18 protein-coding genes and 1 riboswitch are annotated in these 23,466 nt (G+C 72.6%); of the genes, 3 read left to right on the top strand and 15 right to left on the bottom strand.

All coding sequences use genetic code 11. The annotated features are described in order from the left end of the window. Window positions 1-86 precede the first annotated feature (86 nt). The 3 genes from ACH4OW_RS06360 to cobG are packed head-to-tail and all read right to left on the bottom strand — an operon-like array spanning window position 87 to window position 3,651. The gene (locus ACH4OW_RS06360; protein ID WP_398025404.1) at window positions 87-1,625 is read right to left on the bottom strand and encodes a precorrin-2 C(20)-methyltransferase; all 1,539 of its coding nucleotides are present in this window, start codon (window positions 1,623-1,625) and stop codon (window positions 87-89) included. Continuing rightward, a complete protein-coding gene (locus ACH4OW_RS06355) occupies window positions 1,622-2,278 on the bottom strand; it encodes a precorrin-8X methylmutase (protein ID WP_398025402.1) in 657 nt (218 codons plus the stop codon). Before ACH4OW_RS06355 ends, ACH4OW_RS06360 begins: the two co-directional genes overlap by 4 nt. Further along, window positions 2,275-3,651 carry a precorrin-3B synthase gene (cobG, locus tag ACH4OW_RS06350; RefSeq protein ID WP_398025399.1) on the bottom strand — a complete coding sequence of 459 codons (1,377 nt, stop codon included), beginning with the start codon at window positions 3,649-3,651 and terminating at the stop codon, window positions 2,275-2,277. The genes ACH4OW_RS06355 and cobG overlap by 4 nt, the downstream gene beginning before the upstream one ends. A gap of 105 nt (window positions 3,652-3,756) precedes the next feature. Next, window positions 3,757-3,829, top strand: a riboswitch (cobalamin riboswitch). Window positions 3,830-3,885: 56 nt separating this feature from the next. On the opposite strand from cobG, the gene cobN reads away from it, so the two are divergent. Then, window positions 3,886-7,557: a cobaltochelatase subunit CobN gene (gene cobN, locus ACH4OW_RS06345; protein WP_398025397.1), complete on the top strand. Its 3,672-nt coding sequence runs from the start codon at window positions 3,886-3,888 to the stop codon at window positions 7,555-7,557. 138 nt (window positions 7,558-7,695) lie between these two features. On the opposite strand, the gene ACH4OW_RS06340 is transcribed toward cobN, so the two are convergent. From ACH4OW_RS06340 to ACH4OW_RS06325, 4 genes are all read right to left on the bottom strand, one after another. Next, complete coding sequence (locus ACH4OW_RS06340) at window positions 7,696-9,030, bottom strand: LCP family protein (protein WP_398025984.1); 1,335 nt, start codon at window positions 9,028-9,030, stop codon at window positions 7,696-7,698. 259 nt (window positions 9,031-9,289) lie between these two features. Continuing rightward, window positions 9,290-9,544 (bottom strand): hypothetical protein, encoded by a 255-nt coding sequence (locus ACH4OW_RS06335; RefSeq protein ID WP_360138613.1) that lies wholly within the window; start codon window positions 9,542-9,544, stop codon window positions 9,290-9,292. 208 nt (window positions 9,545-9,752) lie between these two features. Beyond that, entirely contained in the window at window positions 9,753-10,718 is a 966-nt protein-coding gene (locus tag ACH4OW_RS06330) for a M56 family metallopeptidase (protein WP_398025395.1), read from the bottom strand. A gap of 7 nt (window positions 10,719-10,725) precedes the next feature. Continuing rightward, on the bottom strand, window positions 10,726-11,256 hold the full coding sequence (locus ACH4OW_RS06325; RefSeq protein ID WP_360138607.1) for a BlaI/MecI/CopY family transcriptional regulator: 531 nt from the start codon (window positions 11,254-11,256) through the stop codon (window positions 10,726-10,728). A 166-nt stretch (window positions 11,257-11,422) separates the two neighbouring features. Between ACH4OW_RS06325 and ACH4OW_RS06320 the strand changes: the two genes are divergently transcribed. Continuing rightward, the gene (locus tag ACH4OW_RS06320; protein WP_360138604.1) at window positions 11,423-11,998 is read left to right on the top strand and encodes a TerD family protein; all 576 of its coding nucleotides are present in this window, start codon (window positions 11,423-11,425) and stop codon (window positions 11,996-11,998) included. A gap of 143 nt (window positions 11,999-12,141) precedes the next feature. Here the strand turns inward: ACH4OW_RS06320 and ACH4OW_RS06315 are convergent, their stop codons facing one another. Next, window positions 12,142-12,597: a TerB family tellurite resistance protein gene (locus tag ACH4OW_RS06315; protein WP_360138601.1), complete on the bottom strand. Its 456-nt coding sequence runs from the start codon at window positions 12,595-12,597 to the stop codon at window positions 12,142-12,144. A gap of 307 nt (window positions 12,598-12,904) precedes the next feature. Further along, entirely contained in the window at window positions 12,905-14,287 is a 1,383-nt protein-coding gene (locus ACH4OW_RS06310) for an alkaline phosphatase (protein ID WP_398025392.1), read from the bottom strand. A gap of 383 nt (window positions 14,288-14,670) precedes the next feature. Here ACH4OW_RS06310 and ACH4OW_RS06305 point away from each other — a divergent pair, with 383 nt between their 5' ends. Continuing rightward, window positions 14,671-15,360: a DUF6344 domain-containing protein gene (locus ACH4OW_RS06305; protein WP_398025389.1), complete on the top strand. Its 690-nt coding sequence runs from the start codon at window positions 14,671-14,673 to the stop codon at window positions 15,358-15,360. A gap of 29 nt (window positions 15,361-15,389) precedes the next feature. Here the strand turns inward: ACH4OW_RS06305 and ACH4OW_RS06300 are convergent, their stop codons facing one another. From ACH4OW_RS06300 to ACH4OW_RS06275, 6 genes are all read right to left on the bottom strand, one after another. Beyond that, on the bottom strand, window positions 15,390-17,690 hold the full coding sequence (locus ACH4OW_RS06300; protein WP_398025387.1) for an MFS transporter: 2,301 nt from the start codon (window positions 17,688-17,690) through the stop codon (window positions 15,390-15,392). A 103-nt stretch (window positions 17,691-17,793) separates the two neighbouring features. Next, window positions 17,794-18,402, bottom strand: coding sequence for a GNAT family N-acetyltransferase (locus ACH4OW_RS06295; RefSeq protein WP_398025385.1), 609 nt, complete (start codon window positions 18,400-18,402; stop codon window positions 17,794-17,796). A 188-nt stretch (window positions 18,403-18,590) separates the two neighbouring features. Continuing rightward, complete coding sequence (locus tag ACH4OW_RS06290) at window positions 18,591-19,910, bottom strand: sensor histidine kinase (RefSeq protein ID WP_398025383.1); 1,320 nt, start codon at window positions 19,908-19,910, stop codon at window positions 18,591-18,593. Window positions 19,911-20,133: 223 nt separating this feature from the next. Continuing rightward, complete coding sequence (locus ACH4OW_RS06285) at window positions 20,134-20,835, bottom strand: response regulator transcription factor (RefSeq protein ID WP_360138631.1); 702 nt, start codon at window positions 20,833-20,835, stop codon at window positions 20,134-20,136. A gap of 240 nt (window positions 20,836-21,075) precedes the next feature. Continuing rightward, a complete protein-coding gene (locus tag ACH4OW_RS06280) occupies window positions 21,076-22,140 on the bottom strand; it encodes a tetratricopeptide repeat protein (protein WP_398025381.1) in 1,065 nt (354 codons plus the stop codon). Next, a complete protein-coding gene (locus tag ACH4OW_RS06275; protein ID WP_398025379.1) occupies window positions 22,140-23,405 on the bottom strand; it encodes an ATP-binding protein in 1,266 nt (421 codons plus the stop codon). Before ACH4OW_RS06275 ends, ACH4OW_RS06280 begins: the two co-directional genes overlap by 1 nt. Window positions 23,406-23,466 lie beyond the last annotated feature (61 nt).

The raw sequence follows: 23,466 nt of genomic DNA, 5'->3' as shown, positions 1-23,466 counted from the left end.
TGGGTGCCCGTTGAGGGGCCGGCCGGGTCGGCGGGCCCGCGCCGAGGGTAAGCGATCTACGTCGGCGCGGCCCGCTCGTCACACGGTTACTTCTCCGGGTAGCGCCGTGGCGTCCAGACCGTTTCGCGGCTGTCGCCCGGGCGCCGTACGGACTCCGTCTGGGAGGAGCCGATGAGGAGGATCGTGCGCATGTCGACCTCCTCGGGGGCGAGGGAGGCGAGGGGGACCACGCGGATGGACTCCTCGGGGCCGCCCACGTCGCGGGCCAGGACGACCGGGGTGTCCGGGGCGCGGTGCTCCAGGAGGAGTTCGCGGGCCTTGGCGACCTGCCAGGTGCGGGTGCGGGAGCCGGGGTTGTAGAGGGCCATCGCCAGGTCGGCGGAGGCGGCGGCGTGGAGGCGGTCGGCGATGACTTCCCAGGGCTTGAGGCGGTCGGAGAGGGAGATGACCGCGTAGTCGTGGCCGAGGGGCGCGCCGGCGCGGGCCGCTGCCGCGTTGGCGGCGGTGACGCCGGGGAGGACCTGTACGGGGACGGATGCGTACGGGGGCTGGGCGGCGACTTCGAGGACGGCGGTGGCCATGGCGAAGATGCCGGGGTCGCCGCCGGAGACGACCGCGACCCGGCGGCCGCGGCGGGCGAGGTCGAGGGCGAGTTCGGCGCGTTCGGACTCGACCTTGTTGTCGGAGGCGTGGCGGGCCTGGCCGGGGCGTACGGGGACGCGGTCCAGGTACGTGGTGTAGCCGACGAGGTCGGTGGCGGAGGCGAGGGCGCCGCGCGATTCGGGGGTGAGCCAGCGGGGGCCTGCCGGGCCGGTGCCGACGACCACGACCGAGCCCGTGACGGGGGCCGGGGGCGGGGTGGCGATGCGGCTGGGGACGACGGCCACCGAGAAGTACGGGACGGTGGACGGGTCGACCGAGGCCAGCGGCGCCGTGCGTTCGCCGGGCATCGTGGCGCGTTCGACGTAGTCGGCCTCGGGGAGGCGGCCGGAGTCGGTCAGTGCCTGGTGCACGGAGGGGAAGGTGCGGCCGAGCTTCATGACGACGGCGGCGTCGGTGGCGGCGAGGCGGGCGGTCAGTTCCTCGGTGGGCAGGGTGCCGGGGAGGATGGTGAGGACTTCGTCCGCCTCGCAGAGCGGCTTGCCGAGGCGGGCGGCTGCGGCGCTGACGGAGGTGACGCCGGGGATGACCTCGGTCTCGTAGCGGTCGGCCAGACGCTGGTGCATGTGCTGGTAGGAGCCGTAGAAGAGCGGGTCGCCCTCGGCGAGTACGGCGACCGTGCGGCCGGCGTCGAGGTGCGCGGCGAGGCGGGCGGCGGCTTCGGTGTAGAAGTCGTCGAGGGCGCCCCGGTAGCCGCCGGGGTGGTCGGTCGACTCCGTGGTGATCGGGTAGACCAGGGGTTCTTCGTGGTGGTCCGGTCGGATGTGGCGCTCGGCGATCGAGCGGGCGATGGAGCGGCCGTGGCGGGCGCTGTGGTACGCGATCACGTCGGCGGACGAGATGACCTCGACGGCGCGGAGGGTCATCAGGTTCGGGTCGCCGGGGCCGAGGCCGACGCCGTACAGGCGCCCTGGGGCAGGGGAGGACTGCTCGGCCGTGTGGTCGGCGGTGTGCTGCTCGGTCACTCTTCCACGCTCGCTATCGCGTTGATCGCTGCCGCTGCCATGGCGCTGCCGCCGCGCCGGCCGCGTACCACCAGGTGTTCCAGGCCCGAGGGGTGCTGGGCCAGTGCGTCCTTGGACTCGGCCGCGCCGATGAAGCCGACCGGGATGCCGATGACGGCGGCCGGGTGGGGCGCGCCCTCCTCGATCATCTCCAGGAGGCGGAAGAGCGCGGTGGGCGCGTTGCCGACGGCGACCACCGCGCCTTCCAGGCGGTCGCGCCACAGTTCGAGGGCGGCGGCGCTGCGGGTGGTGCCCATGCGCCGGGCCAGGTCCGGTACGGACGGGTCGGCGAGGGTGCAGATCACGTCGTTGCCGGCGGGCAGCCGCTTGCGGGTGACGCCGCTGGCGACCATGTTCGCGTCACAGAGGATCGGGGCGCCGTTGTGCAGGGCCTCGCTCGCCCGGGCGACGACCTTCGGGGAGTACGCCAGGTCGCGTACGAGGTCGGTCATGCCGCAGGCGTGGATCATCCGGACGGCGACCCTGCTGACGTCGTCGGGCAGGTCCGCGAGGTCCGCCTCGGCGCGGATGGTGGCGAAGGACTGGCGGTAGATCTCCGCGCCGTCCTTCTCGTAGTCGAACTCGCTCACTGTGTTTTCGTTGCCCTCGGTCATGTCGTGGTGGGGGTCGTACGGGTGGCTGCCCGCGCCGACGCGACGGCGTCGGCGAGGCGGTCGGTGTCGGTCGGGGGGATGTGGGTCGCGGCGGGCGCCTCGTCCCGGGTGCCCCGTACTGCGACGTCGTAGCCGTCACCGGTGGCCACGACATCGACCCACGCGCCGTGCGGACGGCCGCAGCGGCGGGCGCAGCCCGACCAGTGGACCGGCAGTGCGGTGCCGCCCTCGCGCAGGGTGGCCACGGCGTCGGTCCGTACGTCGGACAGGGACTTGGCGCAGCCGGGGCGGCCGGTGCAGGCGCCGAGGCCGTACCAGGGGGAGGCGGGGTCGGTGACCAGACCGGCCGCGGCCAGTTCGCGCAGCCGGGCTCCGGCCGCCTCGGGGGGCAGGCCGGGGACGACCACGCCGCGCCAGGGTGTCATACGCAGTTCGGCGGAGCCGTCGTGGACGCAGGCGGCCAGCTGCCGGAGCTGGGTGGTGGTGAGGCGGCCGAGGGGGGCGAGGAGGGAGAGGGCGTGGGTTCCGTCGGGGGAGACGACCATTCCCGGGCGGGGTGGGGCGGGTGTCGAAGTCAGGGGCGCGGGAGTCGTCGGGTACGGCTGGGGGAGGAGCGTACGGAGCAGGTCGCGTACGGCCGTGGCGTCGTGGCCCAGCGGGAGTTCCCGTACGCGCCAGGAGCCGTTGCCTGCCTCGCGGGCGACCGAGAGGAACGCTTCGGCGGCGGCGAGGGCCGCGCGGGGGGCGTCGCCGCCGGGGAGCCGCAGGGCCTGGTCGTCGTCGCCGACGCGCAGCAGTGCCGTGCCGCCGGGTTCTGCGACCAACGTCACATCGGCGCCGAGCGAGGCCACGTCGCCGCGGCCGTCGTCCAGTGCGAAGAGGAAGCGGCCGGAGAGCGAGGGTGCCGTGTCGCTCGCACACAGGAGACGGTCCAGCTCACGGGCCCATTCCTGGACGGCGGCGCCGCCGTCGGCGCCCTGGCCGTCGAGGCCCGCGAGCGGTGTGGCCACGATGTTGCGTACGCGTTCGTGGCGGTCGGAGGGGAGGAGCCCGGCGGCGCGCAGCAGGCCCGCGAGGGCCTCGGAGCAGTCGTCACCCAGGCCGCGTAGTTCCGCGTTGCCGCGGGAGGTGAGGGAGAGGTGGCCGTCGCCCAGGCGGTCCGCGGCGTCGGCGAGGGCGACGACCTGACGGGCCGTCAGCAGCCCTGCGGGCAGGCGGAGTCGGGCCAGGGAGCCGTCGGCGGCGGAGTGCAGCCGCAGCGCCCCGGGGCAGGCGTCGCCGCGGTCCCGTACGCAGGCGTCACCGCGGTCCCGAATGAGGGTTTCGTCCCGATGCGGGGGTATCGCGGGGGTGGGCGGCATGGCGGCGAGCATACCGACGATGGCCCGGACGGTCCGCCGCCCCGTCGCCGGGCACAGCGCTTACTATGCAGGTCGGTGGGTCAGCTGGCCCACCGGACGCCAGCGACGGCGCCAAGGGAGGAAGCCCGGTGAGAACCCGGCGCGGTCCCGCCACTGTGAGCCCGGCCACCACCGGGTGAGCCAGGAACTCCCGCCGTCCGTGAACACCGCCCGGGGCGCGGACCCCGAGGAAGGCCAGACGCCGCAATGATCCTGCTGCTGTCGACGTCCGACACCGACCTGCTCAGCGCCCGTGCGGCCGCCGGTCCCGTGCCGTACCGGCTCGCCAACCCCGCCCGTCTCGACCTCGCCGAGCTGCCCGCCCTGCTGGACGGCGCCGACCTGGTCGTCGTCCGTCTCCTCGGCGGCCTGCGCGCCTGGCAGGAGGGCCTGGACCAGCTCCTGGCCGCCGGCCAGACCCGCCCCGTCGTGGTGCTCACCGGCGAACAGGCCCCGGACGCGCAGCTCATGGAGGCGTCCACCGTCCCCATCGGCATCGCGGCCGAGGCCCACGCCTACCTGGCGCACGGCGGCCCCGCCAACCTGGACCAGCTCGCCCGCTTCCTGTCCGACACCGTGCTGCTCACCGGGCACGGCTTCGAGCCGCCCGCCGCCGCGCCTTCCTGGGGCCACCTGGAGCGCTCGAAGCACCTGGCGGCCGAGGCGCGTACGGGCGCGGAGGTCGTGGCCCGTACGGACGACACGGGCGCCGCGACCGGCCCGCTGGTCGCCGTGCTCTACTACCGCGCCCACCACATGAGCGGAAACACCGGCTTCGTCGAGTCGCTGTGCGAGCGGATCGAGGAGGCCGGCGGCCGCCCCATGCCGCTGTTCGTCGCATCGCTGCGGGCGCCCGAGCCGGAGCTGATCGAGGAGCTGCGCGCCGCCGACGCCATCGTGACGACTGTGCTGGCGGCGGGCGGCACCAAGCCCGCCGAGGCGTCGGCCGGCGGTGACGACGAGTCCTGGGACGCGGGCGCGCTGGCCGCGCTGGACGTGCCGATCCTCCAGGCCCTGTGCCTGACCGGGCCGCGCAGCGCCTGGGAGGAGAACGACGAGGGCCTGTCCCCGCTGGACGCCGCCAGCCAGATCGCGGTGCCCGAGTTCGACGGCCGGCTGATCACCGTCCCGTTCTCCTTCAAGGAGACCGACGAGGACGGCCTGCCCGTGTACGTCGCCGACCCCGAGCGCGCCGCCCGGGTCGCCGGCATCGCCGTCCGCCACGCCCGGCTGCGCCACATCGCGCCCGCCGACAAGCGCCTGGCGCTGGTGCTGTCCGCGTACCCGACCAAGCACTCCCGCATCGGCAACGCGGTCGGCCTGGACACCCCGGCGAGCGCGGTGGCGCTGCTGCGCCGCCTCCGTGAAGAGGGCTACGACTACGGGGACGAGCCCGTGCCCGGCCTGGAGTCCGGCGACGGCGACGAGCTGATCTACGCGCTGATCGAGGCGGGCGGCCACGACCAGGAGTGGCTGACCGAGGAGCAGCTCGCCCGCAACCCCGTCCGTATCCCGGCCGCCGACTACAAGCGCTGGTACGGGACGCTGCCGCAGGAGCTGCGCGAGCAGGTCGAGGAGCACTGGGGCCCGCCGCCCGGCGAGATGTTCGTGGACCGGAGTCAGAATCCGGACGGCGACATCGTGCTGGCCGCCCTGCGCCGCGGCAATCTGCTCATCCTCATCCAGCCGCCCCGCGGTTTCGGCGAGAACCCGATCGCGATCTATCACGACCCGGACCTGCCACCGTCGCACCACTACCTGGCCGCCTACCGCTGGATCGCCGCCTCCCAGGAGGACGGCGGCTTCGGCGCCGACGCCATGGTCCACCTCGGCAAGCACGGCAACCTGGAGTGGCTGCCCGGCAAGAACGCCGGCCTGTCCGCCGCCTGCGGCCCGGACGCGGCCCTCGGCGACCTGCCGCTGATCTACCCCTTCCTGGTCAACGACCCGGGCGAGGGCACCCAGGCCAAGCGCCGGGTGCACGCCACGCTCGTCGACCACCTCGTACCGCCGATGGCCCGCGCCGAGTCGTACGGCGACATCGCGCGCCTGGAGCAGCTGCTCGACGAGTACGCGGCGATCTCCGCCATGGACCCGGCGAAGCTGCCCGCGATCCGCGCCCAGATCTGGACGCTGATCCAGGCCGCCAAGCTGCACCACGACCTCGGTCTGGAGGAGCGCCCGGACGACGAGGGCTTCGACGACTTCCTGCTGCACGTCGACGGCTGGCTGTGCGAGGTCAAGGACGCGCAGATCCGCGACGGCCTGCACGTCCTCGGCGGCGCGCCGCAGGGCGAGGCGCGCGTCAACCTCGTGCTCGCCATCCTGCGCGCCCGGCAGATCTGGGGCGGCACGTCCTCGCTGCCCGGTCTGCGCGAGGCGCTGGGCCTGGACGAGTCGGCCGCGACCCGTACGACCGCCGACGCGGTCGAGGAGCAGGCCCGCGGCCTGGTGCAGGCCATGGACGACGCGGACTGGGACCTCGCGGCCGTGGAGCGGGTCACCGCGGAGCTGCCCGAGGCACAGCGCGAACCGGTCGCCGCGATCCTCACCTTCGCCGCCCGTGAGGTCGTGCCGCGCCTGGCCGCCACCACCGACGAGATCGACCACGCCGTGCACGCGCTGGCCGGCGGCTTCGTCCCGGCGGGCCCGTCAGGATCGCCGCTGCGCGGCCTGGTCAACGTGCTGCCGACCGGCCGTAACTTCTACTCGGTCGACCCCAAGGCCGTCCCCAGCAAGCTCGCCTGGGAGACCGGCCAGGCCCTCGCCGAGAGCCTCCTGGAGCGCTACCGCACCGACCACGGCGACTGGCCGACCTCGGTGGGCCTGTCCCTGTGGGGCACGAGCGCGATGCGTACCTCCGGTGACGACGTGGCCGAGGCGATGGCGCTGCTCGGCATCCGGCCCGTCTGGGACGACGCCTCGCGCCGCGTCACCGGCCTGGAGCCGATCCCGGCGGACGAACTGGGGCGCCCGCGCGTCGATGTGACGCTGCGTATCTCCGGCTTCTTCCGCGACGCGTTCCCGCACGTCATCGGCCTGCTGGACGACGCCGTACGGCTCGCCGCGTCCCTGGACGAGCCCGCCGACGTCAACTACGTCCGCGCGCACGCCCAGGCCGACCTGGCCGCGCACGGCGACGAGCGCCGCGCCACCACCCGCATCTTCGGCTCCCGCCCCGGCACGTACGGCGCGGGCCTGCTCCAGCTCATCGACTCGCGTGACTGGCGTACGGACGCCGACCTCGCCGAGGTCTACACGGTGTGGGGCGGCTACGCGTACGGGCGCGGCCTGGAGGGCTGCCCGGCGCGCGAGGAGATGGAGACCGCGTACAAGCGGATCGCGGTGGCGGCGAAGAACACCGACACCCGCGAGCACGACATCGCCGACTCGGACGACTACTTCCAGTACCACGGCGGCATGGTCGCGACCGTGCGAGCGCTCAAGGGCACCGCGCCCGAGGCGTACATCGGCGACTCCACCCGCCCCGAGACGGTGCGCACCCGCACGCTGGTCGAAGAGACCTCCCGCGTCTTCCGCGCCCGCGTCGTCAACCCGCGCTGGATCGAGGCGATGCGCCGCCACGGCTACAAGGGCGCCTTCGAACTCGCCGCGACCGTCGACTACCTGTTCGGGTACGACGCCACGACCGGCGTCGTCGCCGACTGGATGTACGACAAGCTGGCGCAGACGTACGTCCTCGACCCGGAGAACCGCGCCTTCCTCCAGGAGGCCAACCCCTGGGCCCTGCACGGCATCGCGGAACGCCTCCTGGAGGCGGAGTCGCGCGGCATGTGGGCCGAGCCGGACAAGGAGACGCTGACGGCGCTCCGGGAGGCGTTCCTGGAGACCGAGGGCGACCTGGAGGACAAGGGCTGAGGCCCCGGGACTCCCCTACGACGGCGGAGCGCCGGTCGGGCTGACTGCTCAGCCCGACCGGCGCTCCGCCGTTATGTGAGGTGACAGGGCCTCAGCTGCGAGACGTGACGGGTCTCGGCTGTGAGACGTGACGGGGTCTCAGCCCGTCGTGCTGAACCCCTCGCCGACCGTCAGCGTCACCACGCCCGCCCCCGCGGACGCCCCGTCCGCCGCCTTCTCCGTCTTCACGCCCGACAGCCGGGCGCTCAGCACCTTCGCCTGCGCCTCCATCGACGCCGGGTAGCCGATGACCGTCTCGTTGGCGCCCGGGGCCGCGTTGCCGGTGGACACCACCGTGAAACCCAGCTTGCGCAGCTCCGTCGCCACCCCGGCTGCGTAGCCAGGCGTGCCGGTGCCGTTGAGCACCCGCACCTTCACCGAGCGCGCCGTGACGAGGTTCTTGGCGGCGGCGGCCAGCTTGTCCTTGTCGATCTCCTTGTCGTGCGCCAGGTCGCTGAAAAGCGTGCCGGCCTGCGGGTACTGCCACACGACGTTGGCCTTGTCGGTGGGCACGTCGGCCTCGCGCGAGTAGTTCGGCACGGTCAGGAAGGTCAGGCGGTCGCTGGGGATGTCCTTGACCGTGGAGGCCAGCTCGGACAGCGGCTTGACGCCGGCCAGGTCCTGGTCCGTGGTGAGCGACTTGGTCGCCGAGTCGAGGAAGTCGTACAGCGCCGTCGGGCTGCCCAGCTTGGACTGCGCCTTCTGGCCGAGCGCCTTCATGAACTCCTGCTGGCGGCCGATCCGGCCGAGGTCGGAGCCGTCGCCGACGCTGTAGCGGGTACGGACGTAGCCGAGCGCCTTCTCGTCCTGGACGTTCTGGCAGCCCGCCTCCATGTCGAGGTGCGCCTTCTTGTCGTGGATCGCGGTCTTCGGGCAGACCTCTATGCCGCCCAGCGCGTTGACCATGCCCTTGAAGCCCTGGAAGTCGACCGAGACGAAGTGGTCGATGCGCAGCCCGGTGTTCTTCTCCACGGTCTTGATCGTGCAGGCCGCCGCGTTCCCGACGTCGCCGCTCTCCCCGCCGATGGTGAACGCTTCGTTGATCTTGAAGTGGTGGGGCTTCGACTTCCGGCCGTTGCCGCTGTCGCAGGACGGGATGGACACCCAGGAGTCGCGCGGGAAGGAGACGGCGGTGGCCCACTCGCGGTTGGCGGCGATGTGCAGCACCATCAGCGTGTCCGACTGCATCGTGTCCAGGTTCTTGCCGTACTTGGCGTTCGCGCCTGCACGGCTGTCGGAACCGACGACGAGGATGTTCTTCGAGCCGGGGCTGAGGTTGGCGGGGCGGTCGCCGCCGAGGCGGCTGCCGACGTCCGCGCCGTGGATGTTGCCGTCCAGCTTGAAGTAGACCCAGCCGCCGATGCCTGCCGTGATCAGCAGGAGGACGCCGATGACGCCGCCGGTCCAGGCGAGGATGCGCCCCCGCCGGGTCATCCGGACCTTGCCCGCCTTGCGCGAACGGCCGGAGCCGGCTGCCCTGCGGGACCGGCCGGGGCCCGACCGGTCGGGTCCTGACCGGTCGGCCCGCCGTGAACGGCTGCCGGAGCCCCCGGCGGGTCCGGAGGGGCCGGTGGGGCCGGTGGGGTCCGAGGGGCCGGAGTGGACGGAAGTGCCGGTCTGGCCGGTCTGGCCGGAGGAAGCGCCCCGCCGGGGCCGGTGCCTGTCTTGCACGCCTAAAGGTCCTTCTGGTGCGTCAGATGCCCGCGCTCGGCAGGACGAGCATGCGGTCGGGGTCGTACGGGAACCACTGCGGGCAACTGCCGCTGCTGCCGCGCATCGTACGCAACCTGCACCACAGTTCGCCCGCCCCGTCCCGCCACCAGGCGCTGATACGGCCCAATTCCCAGCCACCGTCCGGATATTGCAGCTCCACCGGCTGGTAGACCCACTGCACCTCCGCCTCCGGAGGCGGACCGCCCTCGGACCGGGACCCGCACCTCGTCGTCATCTCCCCCTCCCGACGCGCCCGTTGTGAACGTTCTGGCGCACTCTACAGCCAAGATCTACAGGGCTGTAGAAATGTACGGGTGTGGGGCGGATCACATGGCGGGGGTGCGGGGCGGGGTGGCCGCTGTGCCGTACGGCGGTTCAGGGCTGGGTGGCTGCTGTGCTGTACGGCTGTTCAGAGCGAGACGGCTGCTGTGCTGTACGGCTGCTCAGAGCGGGGTGGCCGCTTTCAGAACGAGGAAGAGGGCGACCGCCGCGTTGAGCGAGGAGAGGGCCGAAGCGGCGGTGCCCGCGGCGGCGACCAGGGCGGCCAGGCCCGCCGGCGTCAGGGCGGGCGGCCAGCTGCGGGCGGGCGGTACGGGGCCGAGAAGGGCCGCCACCCGGCGCGGTACCGGGCCGGGCTCCGGATCGGCGAAGCCCGCCAGCAGCGGGCTCGGCGCGGGCCGGGAGACCAGCGCGGCCTTGCCCACGGCGCGCGCGGTCAGCCGCCGGTCGCCGACGGTACGCGCCGCCTCCTCGTCGGCCCAGCGCTCGGCGCTGAAGGCGACCGCCGCGCGCAGCGGCAGCAGCAGCGGGTTGGCGCAGCCCGCCAGCCGTACGGCGAGCAGGAAACGGTGGTGGCGCTCCGCCAGGTGCGCCCGCTCGTGGGCGAACAGCGCCCGGCGCTCGTCGCTGTCCAGGCTGCGCAGCATCCCGCGCGAGACCGCGATCCGGCCGGGCCGTGCCGCCCGTCCGGGGCGGCCGGGCAGGCCGGGCACGGCGTACGCGTACGGGATGTCGTCGGGGAGCACCGCCAGTTCCGTACCGCCGGGCAGGCCGTCCAGCGCCTGGTGGGTGCGGGAGCGGACCCGGTGGTGCCGGCGCAGCTCGGCGCCGCAGGTCGCGAGGACGGCGGCGAGCGCGGCGATGGCCGCCGTACCGGCGACCTCGGCGATCGGCACCGCGGCGCGCACCTCGGGGTCGGACCAGCCGTCGGGCAGCGGGTTGCCCGGCAGCTGGGCGGTCCCCACCACCACCAGCAACCCCAGGCACAGCGTGCTGCACACGCCGAGGACCACGGACAGGGCGGTCAGCAGGCGGGTGGTGCTGCGCGGGTGCAGGTGCTGACCGGCGAGACGGGCGATCGGCAGCGCGGTCAGCGGCAGCAGGAGCGGAAGGAAGACGAAGACGCCCATGGGTCAGTCAGTCTCCGGGGCGGTGGCGGCCGACGGGGGCGGGGTCGCTGGGGCCGCCGTTTCCGGGAGCGTCCTCGGCGGTGTCTCCGGCGGTATCTCCGGCGGCGCGCGCGGGATCGTCGTCGGCGGGGTCGTCGTCGGCGGTGGCGCGCTCCAGAAGGGCGCGCAGCAGCTGCTCGTCGTGGGCCGAGAGCGCCGACACGAAGCTGGTCAGGACGGCGTCCCGGTCCGACTCGCTGTCCAGGACGCGGCGCATGCGCAATGCGGCAAGCCCGGCCTCGTCGGCGGCCGGGGTCCACACGTAGGACCGGCCGACGCGCTCACGGGTGACGGCCTTCTTGGCGTACAGGCGGGAGAGAATCGTCATCACCGTCGTGTACGCGAGGTCGTCACCGAGGTGTTCCTGCACCCAGGCGGCGGTGGCGGGGCCCGGTGAGCGGTGGAGCGCGGCCAGCACCTGCGCTTCCAGCTCGCCCTGGCCCCTGCGGCGCGCGCGGTCGCGTCCGCCCGCAGGGTCGCCGAAGAGGTCCCCGTTCATGCCGTCGCCTCCCGTCGTGCCGAGTGCCCCGCTCGTCCGGGGCGTCGCCGCATCCTACTGAGCGGTCAGGGAACGCGTCCCCGCTCCCGTTCGTCTCCCTCTACAGCACTGTAGATTTTGTGGTCTGCCGCACAGGGGGCCACACCCCGATCCGGGAGGAACATCCATGGGAGTCTCGCTGGCCAAGGGCGGCAACGTCTCGCTGTCGAAGGAGGCACCCGGCCTGACCGCCGTGACGGTGGGCCTCGGCTGGGACGTGCGTACGACCACCGGCACGGACTACGACCTGGACGCCAGCGCCCTGCTGTGCAACGAGTCGGGCAAGGTCGTCTCCGACCGGCACTTCGTCTTCTACAACAACCTCACCAGCCCGGACGGCTCCGTCCAGCACACCGGTGACAACCTGACCGGTGAGGGCGAGGGCGACGACGAGTCGGTCAACGTGAACCTGGCGGGCGTGCCCGCGGAGGTCTCGAAGATCGTCTTCCCGGTCTCCATCCACGACGCGCAGAGCCGCGGCCAGAGCTTCGGCCAGGTCCGCAACGCGTTCATCCGCGTGGTCAACCAGGCCGACGGCGCCGAGCTGGCCCGCTACGACCTGACCGAGGACGCCTCGACCGAGACCGCCATGGTCTTCGGCGAGCTGTACCGCAACGGCGCGGAGTGGAAGTTCCGCGCGGTGGGCCAGGGCTACGCGTCGGGCCTGGCCGGCATCGCGGCCGACTTCGGCGTCAACGTCTGACCCGTATCCGGCTCGTATCCGGCCCGTATCCGGTACGACGGCGGGCCCGCGGCGCGTGTGCCGCGGGCCCGCCTGCCCGGCCTCATCTGCCCGGCCTCGCCTGCCGGATCTCGCCTGCCGGGCCTCGCCTGCCCGGCCTCGCCTCAGAGGTCGAACTCGGCCGGCGGGATGTCCAGCGCGTAGCAGACCTCGCGCACCACGGCCTGCTCGGTCTTGTCGAAGTCGCCGTCGGCGCCGCCGATGACGATGCCGATCTGGATGACGGCCCGCGCCTCGACCGGCTTCTTCTTCACCTTGCCGATCTCCTGCATGATCCCGACCTTGCCGAAGTCGAAGTCGGCGGTCAGCTTGTCCAGGTAGGCGTCGAAGCGCCGGCGCAGGTCGTCGGCGGAGAAGTTCTGCAGCACCTCGTTGGTGGCGATGAGCTGTGCCACCCGCTGCCGCTCGGAGGGGTCCACAGACCCGTCGGCGGCCGCGACGAGCGCGCACATCGCCATGCTCGCGTCCCGGAAGGCGCCGCTCTTGAGCTCGTTCTTCTTGGCGGTGAGCTGGGTCTGCATCGTCTGGGCGGAATCCTTGATCCGGTCCCACAGAGCCATGGGGTTCTCCTTGTCGTTCCCGTGGGGGTGTCGCGCGTCGCCGCTGGCCGCGTGCTGTAGGCCGAGTAACGCGCAAGCAAAATCTACAGGCTTGTAGAAGTTAGGTGCGCGAGGGTGCGCGAGGGCATATGGCCCGCGCCCCACGACATGCGGCCCACCCACCCCCCGACATGCGCGAAGGGCCGGGGCAGCAGCCCCGGCCCTTCGTTTCCCCCGTCCCCCGAAGTCCCCCCTCGGGCGATTCAGGCGGTCAGGCGCGTCACCTGACCCGTCGCCTGATCCGTCACCTGACCCGTTACCTGACCCGTTACCGCAGCCGCAGCGCGGTGCGGATCGTCGTGAACAGCTGCGTCTGGTCGGTGACACCGAGCACGCGGTACGCCTGCGGGCCCTGCGCGGCGATCCGTACCTGCGTACCGGTGTGCTCCTGCGACTGGCCCGGCGTGTTGGTCGAGTAGTTGACCTTCAGCTTGCCGCCCTCGTCGGTGACCAGGGTGGAGGAGAGGCCGGGCGGGTTGGCCTCCAGCGGCACGATCTGGCTGGAGTGGCCGTGGTCGGCGGTGGTGACGACGAGCGTGTCGGGGTGCTTGGCGGCGTAGTCCCTGGCCACCTTCACCGCGCGGTCGAACGCCGCGGTCTCACCGATCTGCCCGCAGGGGTCGGCCGCGTGGTCCTGCTTGTCGATCGAGGCGCCCTCGACCTGGAGGAAGAAGCCCTTGTCCCGGCCGTGGCCACGCTGCGACTTCTGCTTCTTCTCCAGCAGCTGGATCGCCTTGGCCGCCTGCTCGTCCAGCTCCGGCGTGCCCTTGGGGCGCTTCGGGTTGGCGGTCGTGCAACGCTGCGGGTCGGTGCCGCCGACCGCGGCCGGCTTGCCGGTCCACTCCACGGGCACGTTGCCCGGCGCGAAGAGGCCCAGCACCGGCTTGCCGCCCGCGACACTGCGGACGCGCTGGAGGCCGTCCCGGTCCGTGACGACCTGGTAGCCCAGCTTGCGCGCCTGCTCGGCCACCGTCATGCCCTTGTACGGACCGTCGGTGATCTTCTGGTCGAAGCGCTGCTTGCCGCCGCCGAGGAGGACGTCCACCTTGTGGTTGACGCTCTGCTCGGCGATCGACCCCGGACCGCCCTTGCTGATCTTGTCGGTGGGGCACTTGGCCATGTCGGCGGGGCCCTGGCAGCTGCGGTCGGTGGCGTGCGAGGCGAGTACGGCCGGGGTGGCGTCGGTCAGCTCGGCGGTGGTGACGGAGCCGGTGGCGTAACCGTTCTTCTGCGCCAGCTCAAGGATGGTCGGCAGCGCCTTGTCGGTGTCCGGCGTCTTGGATATCCGGCCGTTGACCGTCTTGTGGCCGGTGGCCCAGCCGCTGCCGCTGGCCGCGGAGTCCGTGACGTAGTCCGGCTTCTTGTTCTTGTCGACGGCGTACGTCGTGTACGAGCCGGTCAGCGGAAACTTGTCCATGTTCAGCCGGCCCGCGGCCCCCACGGTGTAGTCCCGCGCGAGGGTGATCTCGGAGTCGCCCATGCCGTCACCGATCAGCAGGATGACGTTCTTGGCCGCACCACCCTTGACCGCCCGCGCCGCCTGGTCCTCGGAGCCGAACGCGGCGGCCCCCGCGGGCACGGCGGCCGCGGTGGCGAGCACCACGGCGGCGCTGGTGATGACGCTGCGACGGGACAGGCGCAGTCTTCGCATGGGTTCTCCTCTTCGTACGACGGCCGGGTGCCGACGCAGCGAAGCCCACCAGCCCCCGGTGAACCCCGGATGACCAGGAGACGGCGTCCCGGCCGCCGCCAGGGCAACGCCGACCGCTCGGGGCGGACCGGCCCGCTGATCCCCGCGTCCACCCGGTTGGGCCGACCGTGTGGTGTTCATCAGAAGAACGGCGAATCGCGGCCGTGGGTCCTCGTGTTCCCGAGGCGCTTTCCCATCATGAGGAAAGTACGCAAATCGGTCATCGGGAAAAGCGTCACCGGTAGGTCGTGGCCACGCCACCGCGCCGCCGCCCCCGACGACCGCGGTACCACCGCAGGGCCACCACAGAAGTACCGCAGTACCGAGCAGAAAAGAGAGGGATCATGGCCGCCACCAAGGTCACGAAGCTCTGGACGGCTTTCGCCGTTCTCATCGTGCGGCTCCTCGCCGCACTGGGGTTCCGCACCCCCGCCACTGCCTCCATCCCGGCCGCCGCCACGGCCGAGGACACGCTCAACGGCGCGGCGGCCGTCGCCGCCGCCGGGACCGGTACCGAACGGGACACGGCGGCATCACCGCCTGGCCCGGACGCGCCCGGGTCCTGCGAAACCGCCGAAAGCGGCACGGGCAGGCGGCGCTTGAGGCGCCGGTCCGGCGCCGGACACCGCCGCGCCTCGGAACGCCGTACGGCACCGGCTCGCCGCAGAACACCGAGCCGCTGCAAGGCACCGGGGCGCCGTAAGGCTTCGGACCGCCGTAAGACCTCGGACCGCCACGCCACCCCCGAGTGCCGCCCCGCCGCGCCGGCGTTCCTCCTGCCCCGGATGCCGTTCGGGCGGACCCTGCCGCCGACGATGAAGCAGCGCATCCGCGCCGAGGCGCACGGTGCGGCGCCCAGCTCCCGCAGCGTGCTCGGCGACGCCTTCGACACGCCGTACTCCGCCCCGCGCCCCGCGCCGTACGCCGGCCCGGTGAGTGAGCCGCCGGCCCGCGTCGCCGCGGTGCCCGCGGCCCGCGCCGCCGCCGTGCTGCCGGCCGCCCGGCGGCCCGAGCGCGAGCTGTGCCCCGCCTGATCCCGCACCGCGGTACCGGTGCTCAGGGCTCAACCGGCAGACGGCTGTTGCCGCCCGGCGGCCTCGTGGACGAGGTGCAGGTCGAGACGGCGCTCCCGGTCACCGGTGGCGAGTGTGACCCGGTCGGCGCGCGGCGGGTAGCCGGCGGCCGTCACGGTGTAGTCGCCACTCGCGAGACCGGTGAAGGCGAAGGTGCCGTCCGGGCCGGTGAGGGTTTGGGCGGACAGTGATCCGTCCCGTTCCAGGAGAGTGACGGCGGCGTCCGGCAGCGGGCGTCCGTGCGGGTCGCGTACGGTGCCGCGGAGCGCGGTGGCCGGAGCGAGCCGGGCATCCTGGCGTGCGGGAGTGGCACCGGAGAGCGTGAGGGAACGTGCCTGCGGACGGTGGTCCGCGGCGCTCAGGACCAAGGTGACGTCGGCCGGGGGAAGCCCGGCCAGTTCCCAGTCGCCTTCGAGGCCGGCCGTCGTGGTGGCCAGGACGTCGCCACGGGCATCGGTGAGGACGACGCAGCCGCCGTCGAGCGGAGCGCCGTCGGTTCCCCCGAGCAGGGTGCCGTACAGACGGTACGAGCCGGGCGGAGTGACGTTGTCGAGGGCGGGCGCTGACGTGGTGGCGTCGGCGCCGGCCGCCTGTGTGGCGTGGCCGGGAGTGGTGGCTCCCGGTACCCGGCCCCGCGCGGCCGGATCTGCCCGACCGGTGCCGTCCCTATCCCCGTTCCCGTCCCTATCCCCGTTCCCGTTCCCATCCCCGTCCCCGTTCCCGTTCCCGTTCCCGTTCCCGTCCGCCTCGTCCGGGGTGACCTGCTCGAAGGCGGTCTCCGTATCGCCGCGGGCGAGCAGCCGCGGCCGGGACGCCGGGCGCTGGGACGGCAGGAACGCCGCCAAGAGCAGGCCGAGGGCGACCGCCCCGGTGGCGATGAGGAACGAGACCCGGAACCCGGCCATAGTGGGCACCGTTGCGCCGCCCGCCGGGGCGGACAGGTGGGCCAGCACCATGCCGATCACCGCGCTCGACACGGACGTGCCGATCGAGCGCATCAGTGTGTTGAGGCCGTTGGCGGCGCTGGTCTCCGACGGGTCGACGGCGCCGACGATCAGGGCGGGCAGGGACGAGTACGCCAGGCCGATGCCCGCGCCGACGACGACCGAGGTGATCACCGTCTGCCAGGCCGCGCTCATCAGGCCCAGGCCCGAGGCGTACCCGACCGCGATGACCAGCATGCCCAGCATCAGGGTGGCCTTGGGGCCGCGGCGCGCGGATATTCGCGCGTACACAGGCGAGATGAGCATCATCGTCAGGCCGAGCGGGGCCACGCACAGGCCCGCCACCACCATGGACTGGCCCAGGCCGTAGCCGGTGGCGGCGGGGAGCTGGAGGAGCTGCGGCAGGACCAGCGAGATCGCGTAGAAGGCGACGCCGACCATGATGGACGTGAGGTTGGTGAGCAGGACCTCGCGGCGCGCGGTGGTGCGCAGGTCCACCAGCGGCGCGGGGGTGCGCAGTTCGTAGACGCCCCACAGGACGAGCAGCGCGACCGCGCCGCCGAACAGGCCGAGGGTGGTGGGCGAACCCCATCCCCAGTCGCTGCCCTTGGTGATGGGAAGCAGCAGGCAGACCAGGCCGCCGGTGAGCCCGATGGCGCCGAGCACGTCGAACCGGCCGGTGGCGCGTACGGAGGTCTCCGGGACGAGGGCGACGCTGAGCAGCATGGCCAGGATGCCCAGGCCCGCCGCGCCGAAGAACAGCGCGTGCCAGTCGGTCTGCTGGGCCACCAGGGAGGCGGCCGGCAGGGCGAGGCCGCCGCCGACGCCGATCGAGGAACTCATCAGCGCCATGGCGGAGCCGAGCCGTTCGCGGGGCAGTTCGTCGCGCATGATGCCGATGCCGAGCGGGATGGCGCCCATGGCGAAGCCCTGGAGCGCCCTGCCCACCAACATCGTGGTCATGTCAACCGTGAAGCCGCAGATGAGAGAGCCGACGACCATGAAGGCGAGGCTCGCCAGGAGCATCCGGCGCTTGCCGTAGAGGTCGCCGAGGCGGCCCATGATGGGCGTGGCGACGGCGCCGGTGAGCAGGGTTGCCGTCATGACCCAGGTGGCGTTGCTCGGCGCCGTACCCAGGAGGACCGGCAGGTCCTTGATGACGGGTACGAGCATCGTCTGCATGACGGCGACGACGATGCCGGAGAAGGCGAGGACGGGAACGACGGCGCCGTGCGCGGTCCGCCGGGCCCCCGTCGAGTCGTTACGGGACGGTTCGGTGGGGTCGGGCAGGGGATGCGCGGCGGTGGGCGCCGGTTCCCCGGCGCGCTGGTCCGTCGTCTGCGGCATGCGTGCGGCCTCCGGTGGTCCAAGTCGATGCCTCATGAACGCTTTTGCTCGCGCGGGCATTCCGGCCCGGACCGCCGCCCCATTCGGCACACTGCGGGAACGGTCAAGCACCCGCGCCCGGGCGGCGGGTCATGGCCCAGGTACGGGGACCTCCGCCCGGCAGCGGGTAGTCGGCAGTCACCGTGAAACCGAGGTGCTCGTAGAAGCGCACGTTGCGCTCGTCGGAGGTCTCCAGGAAGGCGGGCACGCCCGCCCGTTCGGCGGCTTCGAGCCCCGGACGGATCACCGCGCCGCCCAGGCCGCCGCCCTGCCGCCCGGGGTCGACGCCGACCGAGCCGAGGAACCACACGGGCCCGGTGGGACGGTGCGGGCGCATGGCGGCCTCGGCCTGCGCCGCGGCCTCGGCGCGGTCCCCGGATATCTCCGCGAACCGCGGCCCGATCTCCGCGAACACGTCGACCGCACCCACGGTTTCGGGGGTGGTCCATACGGCCACGGCGTCCCCGTCATCGGCCACCCACACCTTGCCGCAGTCGAGGCCGACACGGGAGACGAACAACTCGTTGAAGCGGTACAGGCGGCCGAGATGGTCATCGGCCGCGATGGTGTGACGGGTGAAGGGATAGTCGGCGAAGGCGCGTTGCAGCGTGCGCAGGGCCCTGGGAAGGTCTTCCCTGGTGGCGGGGCGGACTAAGGGGTCGTGCGTGGCCACGAATAACACCGGTCCGGTCGGTTGCGGGTGAACTCGGGTAGTAGGTCGCCGAAGCTGAACTCAGCGAACGAGCAGGCCAACTCAGGTAATAACGGTGAGCAGGTCAACTCAGGTATCAACGATGAGCAGGTCAACTCAGGGGACAACGAGGCGTTGTGGTTCCGCAAACGCTTTGTTCGGTGCCGGCGTCAGGGCATGACCGTCAGCGCGCACGGAACCTGGAGGCTGGCCACGGTGGGCCCGCCGACCGGGCTGCTGATCCCGAGGAAGCCGTCGAAGGCGGCCAGCCGCCGCTGTATGCCGAGCAGGCCGCTGCCGGCCTCCATCTGCGCGCCGCCGTTGCCGTCGTCGGTGACGCTCACGGCCAGGGAGCTGGCCCGGTACTGGATGTCGATCAGCACGCGGCCCGCCCCGGAGTGCTTGGTCGCGTTGGCCAGCAGCTCGCAGACGGCGAAGTAGGCGGCGGACTCCACCGCGGGCTCCGGCCGGGACGGCAGGTTGGCGGTCACCTCGACCTGGAGGCGGCTCTCCAGTGCGAGCGAGCGGACGGCGTCCACGAGGCCGCGGTCGGCGAGCACCGGCGGGTGAATGCCGCGCACCAGGTCGCGCAGCTCCTCCAGAGCGCGTACCGACGCGTCGCGCGTCTCGGCCAGCAGCGCGCGGACGGCTTCCGGGTTCTCGTCCAGGAGCGCTTCGGCGGCACCGAGCTTCATGCCCATGGCGAGCAGCCGGGCCTGTGCCCCGTCGTGCAGGTCACGCTCGATGCGGCGGATCTCGGCGGCGGAGGAGTCCACAACGTCCGTACGGGTACGGGCCAGGTGCTCGACGCGCAGCCCCATCTCGGCCTTGGCGGTGGGCGCCAGCAGGGAGCGGGTGATGCGGGCGTGCAGGCGCAGCACGTACGGGGCGATCAGCAGGCCGACGGGTATCTCGGCCAGCCCGAGGCCGCCGGCGGCCCAGGCGGTGGCCTGGCTGCGGACGGGCACGAACAGGTACCAGGTGCCGTCCCAGGCATCGGTCACCGGCTGCCAGACGAACGGCAGCACCATGCCGAAGAGCCCGTGGGCGAGCATCGCGAACGGCACCAGCGCCAAGAGGCCGGTGACGGTGACGGCGCACTGGGCCCACAGCAGGTCGCGCCAGGTCGCGCTGTCCGTGAGGATCGCCTCGCACCTGCGCCAGGCGCCCTTCCAGCCGCCTTCCGTACGAGGCGCGGGCCGGTACGGCTCGGCGATCGGCACGCCGGTGGCGCCGGTCAGGCGCCGCTGGGTGTTGGCGGACCAGCGCAGGGCCGCGACGATGCCCGGCACGAGGAAGAGGCCGAAGCCGAGGAGCGCCAGCGACATCCCGGCGAGGACGAACCAGGCGAGGAAGACGGCCACCAGCCCGAGGAAGAACATGGCCAGCCCGCGGCCCATGGCCAGCCAGCCGGCCACGAACCAGTTGCGTCCCTGGCGCGCGCTCTGCACGCCGCTGTTCAAAACACCGCTGCTCGAATCCTCGGTCATCTGAGTCGTCTCCGTGTCTGTGCTGGTGCAGGGTTTTCCTGGCGTCGTGCGGTATCGCGGTGACGCGGTATCGCGGTATTCATAATCCGGCGCCCTGGCCCGGAAATCAGTGGTGCTAGACCTACCTCCGCGGGGGAAAACTCCCCCCGCCGCCGCGTGCGTGACCGCGCCGAGGCCAGACAGTGGCGAGGTCAGACGGTGGCGAGGTCGTGCAGTGGCGAGTTCAGGCAGTGGCAAGCGCACCGGGTGGCCCCGGAGGCGGCGCGCCGGTCCGGGAAGCGTCGTTGTTCAGGTACTTCAAGACGGCCTGCACCCGCCGGTTGTCGTCCTTGGACGGCAGCAACTGGAGCTTGCTGAAAATGTTGTTGATGTGCTTGCCGATGGCCTTGTCCGTGACGAACAGGGACTCGGCGATGGCGGCGTTGGACTTGCCCTCGGCCATCAGGCCCAGCACCTCCAGCTCGCGCTGGGTCAGATGGCCCAGGGGCTCCCGCCGCGACCCGTTGCGCAGCAGCTTCTCTATGACCTTGGGGTCCATGGCCGTCCCGCCGTCCGCGACGCGGCGGACCGCCTCGATGAACTGGCCGCTGTTGAGCACCCGGTCCTTGAGCAGGTAGCCGACCGCGCCCACGCCGTCCGCGAGCAGCTCACGGGCGTACAGCTGCTCGACGTACTGCGACAGCACCAGCACCGGCAGCCCGGGAACCCGGCGGCGCGCCTCCAGGGCGACCTGGATGCCTTCGTCGGTGAACGTCGGCGGCAGCCGTACGTCCACGATGGCCACGTCGGGGCGCTCGTCGAGCAGGGCGCGCAGCAGCTCGGGCGCGCTGCCGACGGAAGCGACCACCGTGCAGCCGTGGGCCGACAGCAGGTGCTCCATGCCCTCCCGCAGGAGGAACAGGTCCTCTCCGAGAACGACGCGCATCATGGCCTCCCCCGCGGCAGCCGTTCGTGACGCCGTCCCCGCACATGGCGCCGCTACCGTTCGGACCTTACCCGCTGCCACTGACAAGCCCGGGACAATGCGGTGAAGTACGGCAGTACACGGCAAATCACCGCCGTACTTCACGAAGTCGACCACCTACAGCCGCCCTTTCACAGCCGCCCTTTCACAGCCGCCCTCTCACCGCCGCCCTTTCACCGCCGCCCTTTCACCGCCGCCCTTTCACCGCCGCTTCCCCCGGTCGAACCAGACCGTGGCCAGCGTCGGCAGCAGCCCGGCCCAGAACAGCACCTGCGGAACCGTCCGTTCCGTCCACGGCACCTGCGAGATCGACAGGGCGCAGAGCATCGCCCAGGCCCCCTGGGCCAGCACGATGCGGGCCCAGCGGCCACGGCGCACCAGGGACCGCACGTTCAGCTGTACGCCGGTACGCAGCCGGCGGTACCGGAGCAGCGCGCCGAACCCCCAGAGCGCCGCCATCGGCACGAGCGCCCACAGCCGGTTGCCGAGCGGAACCGGCAGCTCCCGCGGCACCTCACCGTCCTGGGGATACAGGTCGAGCATCACGCCCGCCGCCGCCACACACAGCAACGCCAGCCAGCGGGTCCCGCGGAGCAGCCGGTAGGTCGCCTCGTCCAGCGCGCTGCGCAGCCACTGCGACTCGGGGAGGGTGGAGAGCGCGTCGGCGTACAGATCGGCCGCCGCCGCGGCCTTCACGCCGGGGGCGTTCGCGGCGCTGTCCGCCTGCATGACCACGGCCAGCGAGTTCGTCGGGTCCAGGCGGCGCAGCGTGTCGAGGGTCTGCCGCGCCCGCTCCTGGTCCCCGGCGATGAGTGCCGCCTTGTAGAGCGACTCGTAGGCCCTCGGTTCCTCGGGCGCGAGCCGTACGGCCTCCAGTCCGAAGCGCACCCCTTCCTGCCGGTCTCCGTCGGGCAGCCAGGGCTGGATCTCGGCGAGTGTCCCGTAGGCGGTCCAGCGGAGCGGGTCGACACGTATCGCCTCGCGCAGTACCGCGCCGGTCTCCTCCATCCGGTGCGCTGCGCGCAGGGAGCGGGCACGCATGTGCAGGGTGGCGTAGTCGTGCGGCGCCAGTTCCAGCGCGCGTGCGCTCACATCGACTGCCTGCTCGGGCTGCTGAGCGCCGAGGTGGCAGCGCGTGAGTTCCAGCAATGCCCACACGTCCGCCGGCTCCTCCTGCAACCGGGAGCCGAGCACCGCCGCGGCCTCGTCGTACCGGCCGAGGTCGACCAGTACCTCGCCCCGGGCCACCATCGGATGCTGCTCCATCAGAGCTTCCGCTTCTTCTTCAGGTACGCGAGCAGGTCGTCGTACATGCCGCCCTCGTTGGCGAACATGGCCACGTTCCGCGCGGACGAGAACCACGCCTCGGTGGACGGCACCACGGCCTTGACCGCGCCCAGCAGGTCCTTCATGCCGATCATGCGTACGGTGCCGGTGCGCGCCGAGTCGAGCAGCGCCGTCTCGGCCGCGCTCTCGCACACGTGGGCCAGGTCGGCGCCCGAGAGCCCGTCCGTGGCCTTCGCCAGCTTGCCCAGGTCGACGTTCTCGATCGGCCGGTCACGCAGGTGGTAGCGCAGGATCGCCTCGCGCGCGGGCGCGTCGGGCGGTAGCACGAGCAAAGTGCGGTCCAGGCGGCCCGGTCGGCGCAGGGCGAGGTCCACGTCCCAGGGCAGGTTGGTGGCCGCGAGCACGAAGACGCCCTCGTTGGCCTGCGCGTCGATGCCGTCCAGCTCGGTCAGCAGCTGGTTGACGGTGTTGCGCATGCCGCTGTGCTGCGTACGGCTGCGCTTGCCGCCGAGCGCGTCCAGCTCGTCGAGGAAGACCACGCAGGGCGCCTGGCGGCGGGCCGTGGCGAAGATCTCGTGCATGTTGCGCTCGGAGTTGCCGATCCACATGTCGAGTACGTCGTTGACCGACACCGACAGGAAACTCGCGCCCAGTTCGCCGGCCACCGCCCGGGCGATGAACGTTTTGCCGCAGCCCGGCGGCCCGTACAGCAGCAGCCCGCCGCGCAGGCTCTTGCCGTACAGCTTGCGCAGCTCGGGGTTGCGCATCGGGGCGAGGAACGCGGCCTCCAGCCGGTCCTTGACCTCCTGCATCCCGCCGACGTCCGCCAGCCGTACGGTGCCGGGCGCGTCCACCTCCCAGGCGTCGGCGTCCCCCGGGTCCCCGCTCCCGTCCACCGCCAGCGGGGCCTCCTGCTCCACGAACCGCGGCGGCACCACGTCCCGGACCTGCCCCTCGGCAGCCCGCCAGTCGAACCCTGCGGCCCCGCCGGCGGCCGACCGCTCCTGCACGGGCGGCGCCTCGGCCGACGCCGGGCCGGGCGCCGCCATGGCCCGTGCCATCAGGTCCCGCGCCTTCGCGTTCCCGGGTGCGTACTGCAACACGACAGCCGCCTCCGAGACGGCCGCGTCCTGTTCCCCCGTCACCAATAGCAACTCCGCCAGATGCAACCGCAACGTCACATCCTCCGGCGCCCCCGCGAGAGCCGCACGCAAACTCTTGACCAACCCCGTGTCTTCTGACATGCCCACAGCCTATGCAGGCACTTTGCCGACGGCCCGGGGCCTGGGGCCCGGGGCCGGGGCC

It is taken from the genome of Streptomyces sp. NPDC017056 (assembly GCF_044332485.1).
Classification (GTDB): domain Bacteria; phylum Actinomycetota; class Actinomycetes; order Streptomycetales; family Streptomycetaceae; genus Streptomyces.
This window is presented reverse-complemented; position numbering and strand designations above follow the sequence as displayed.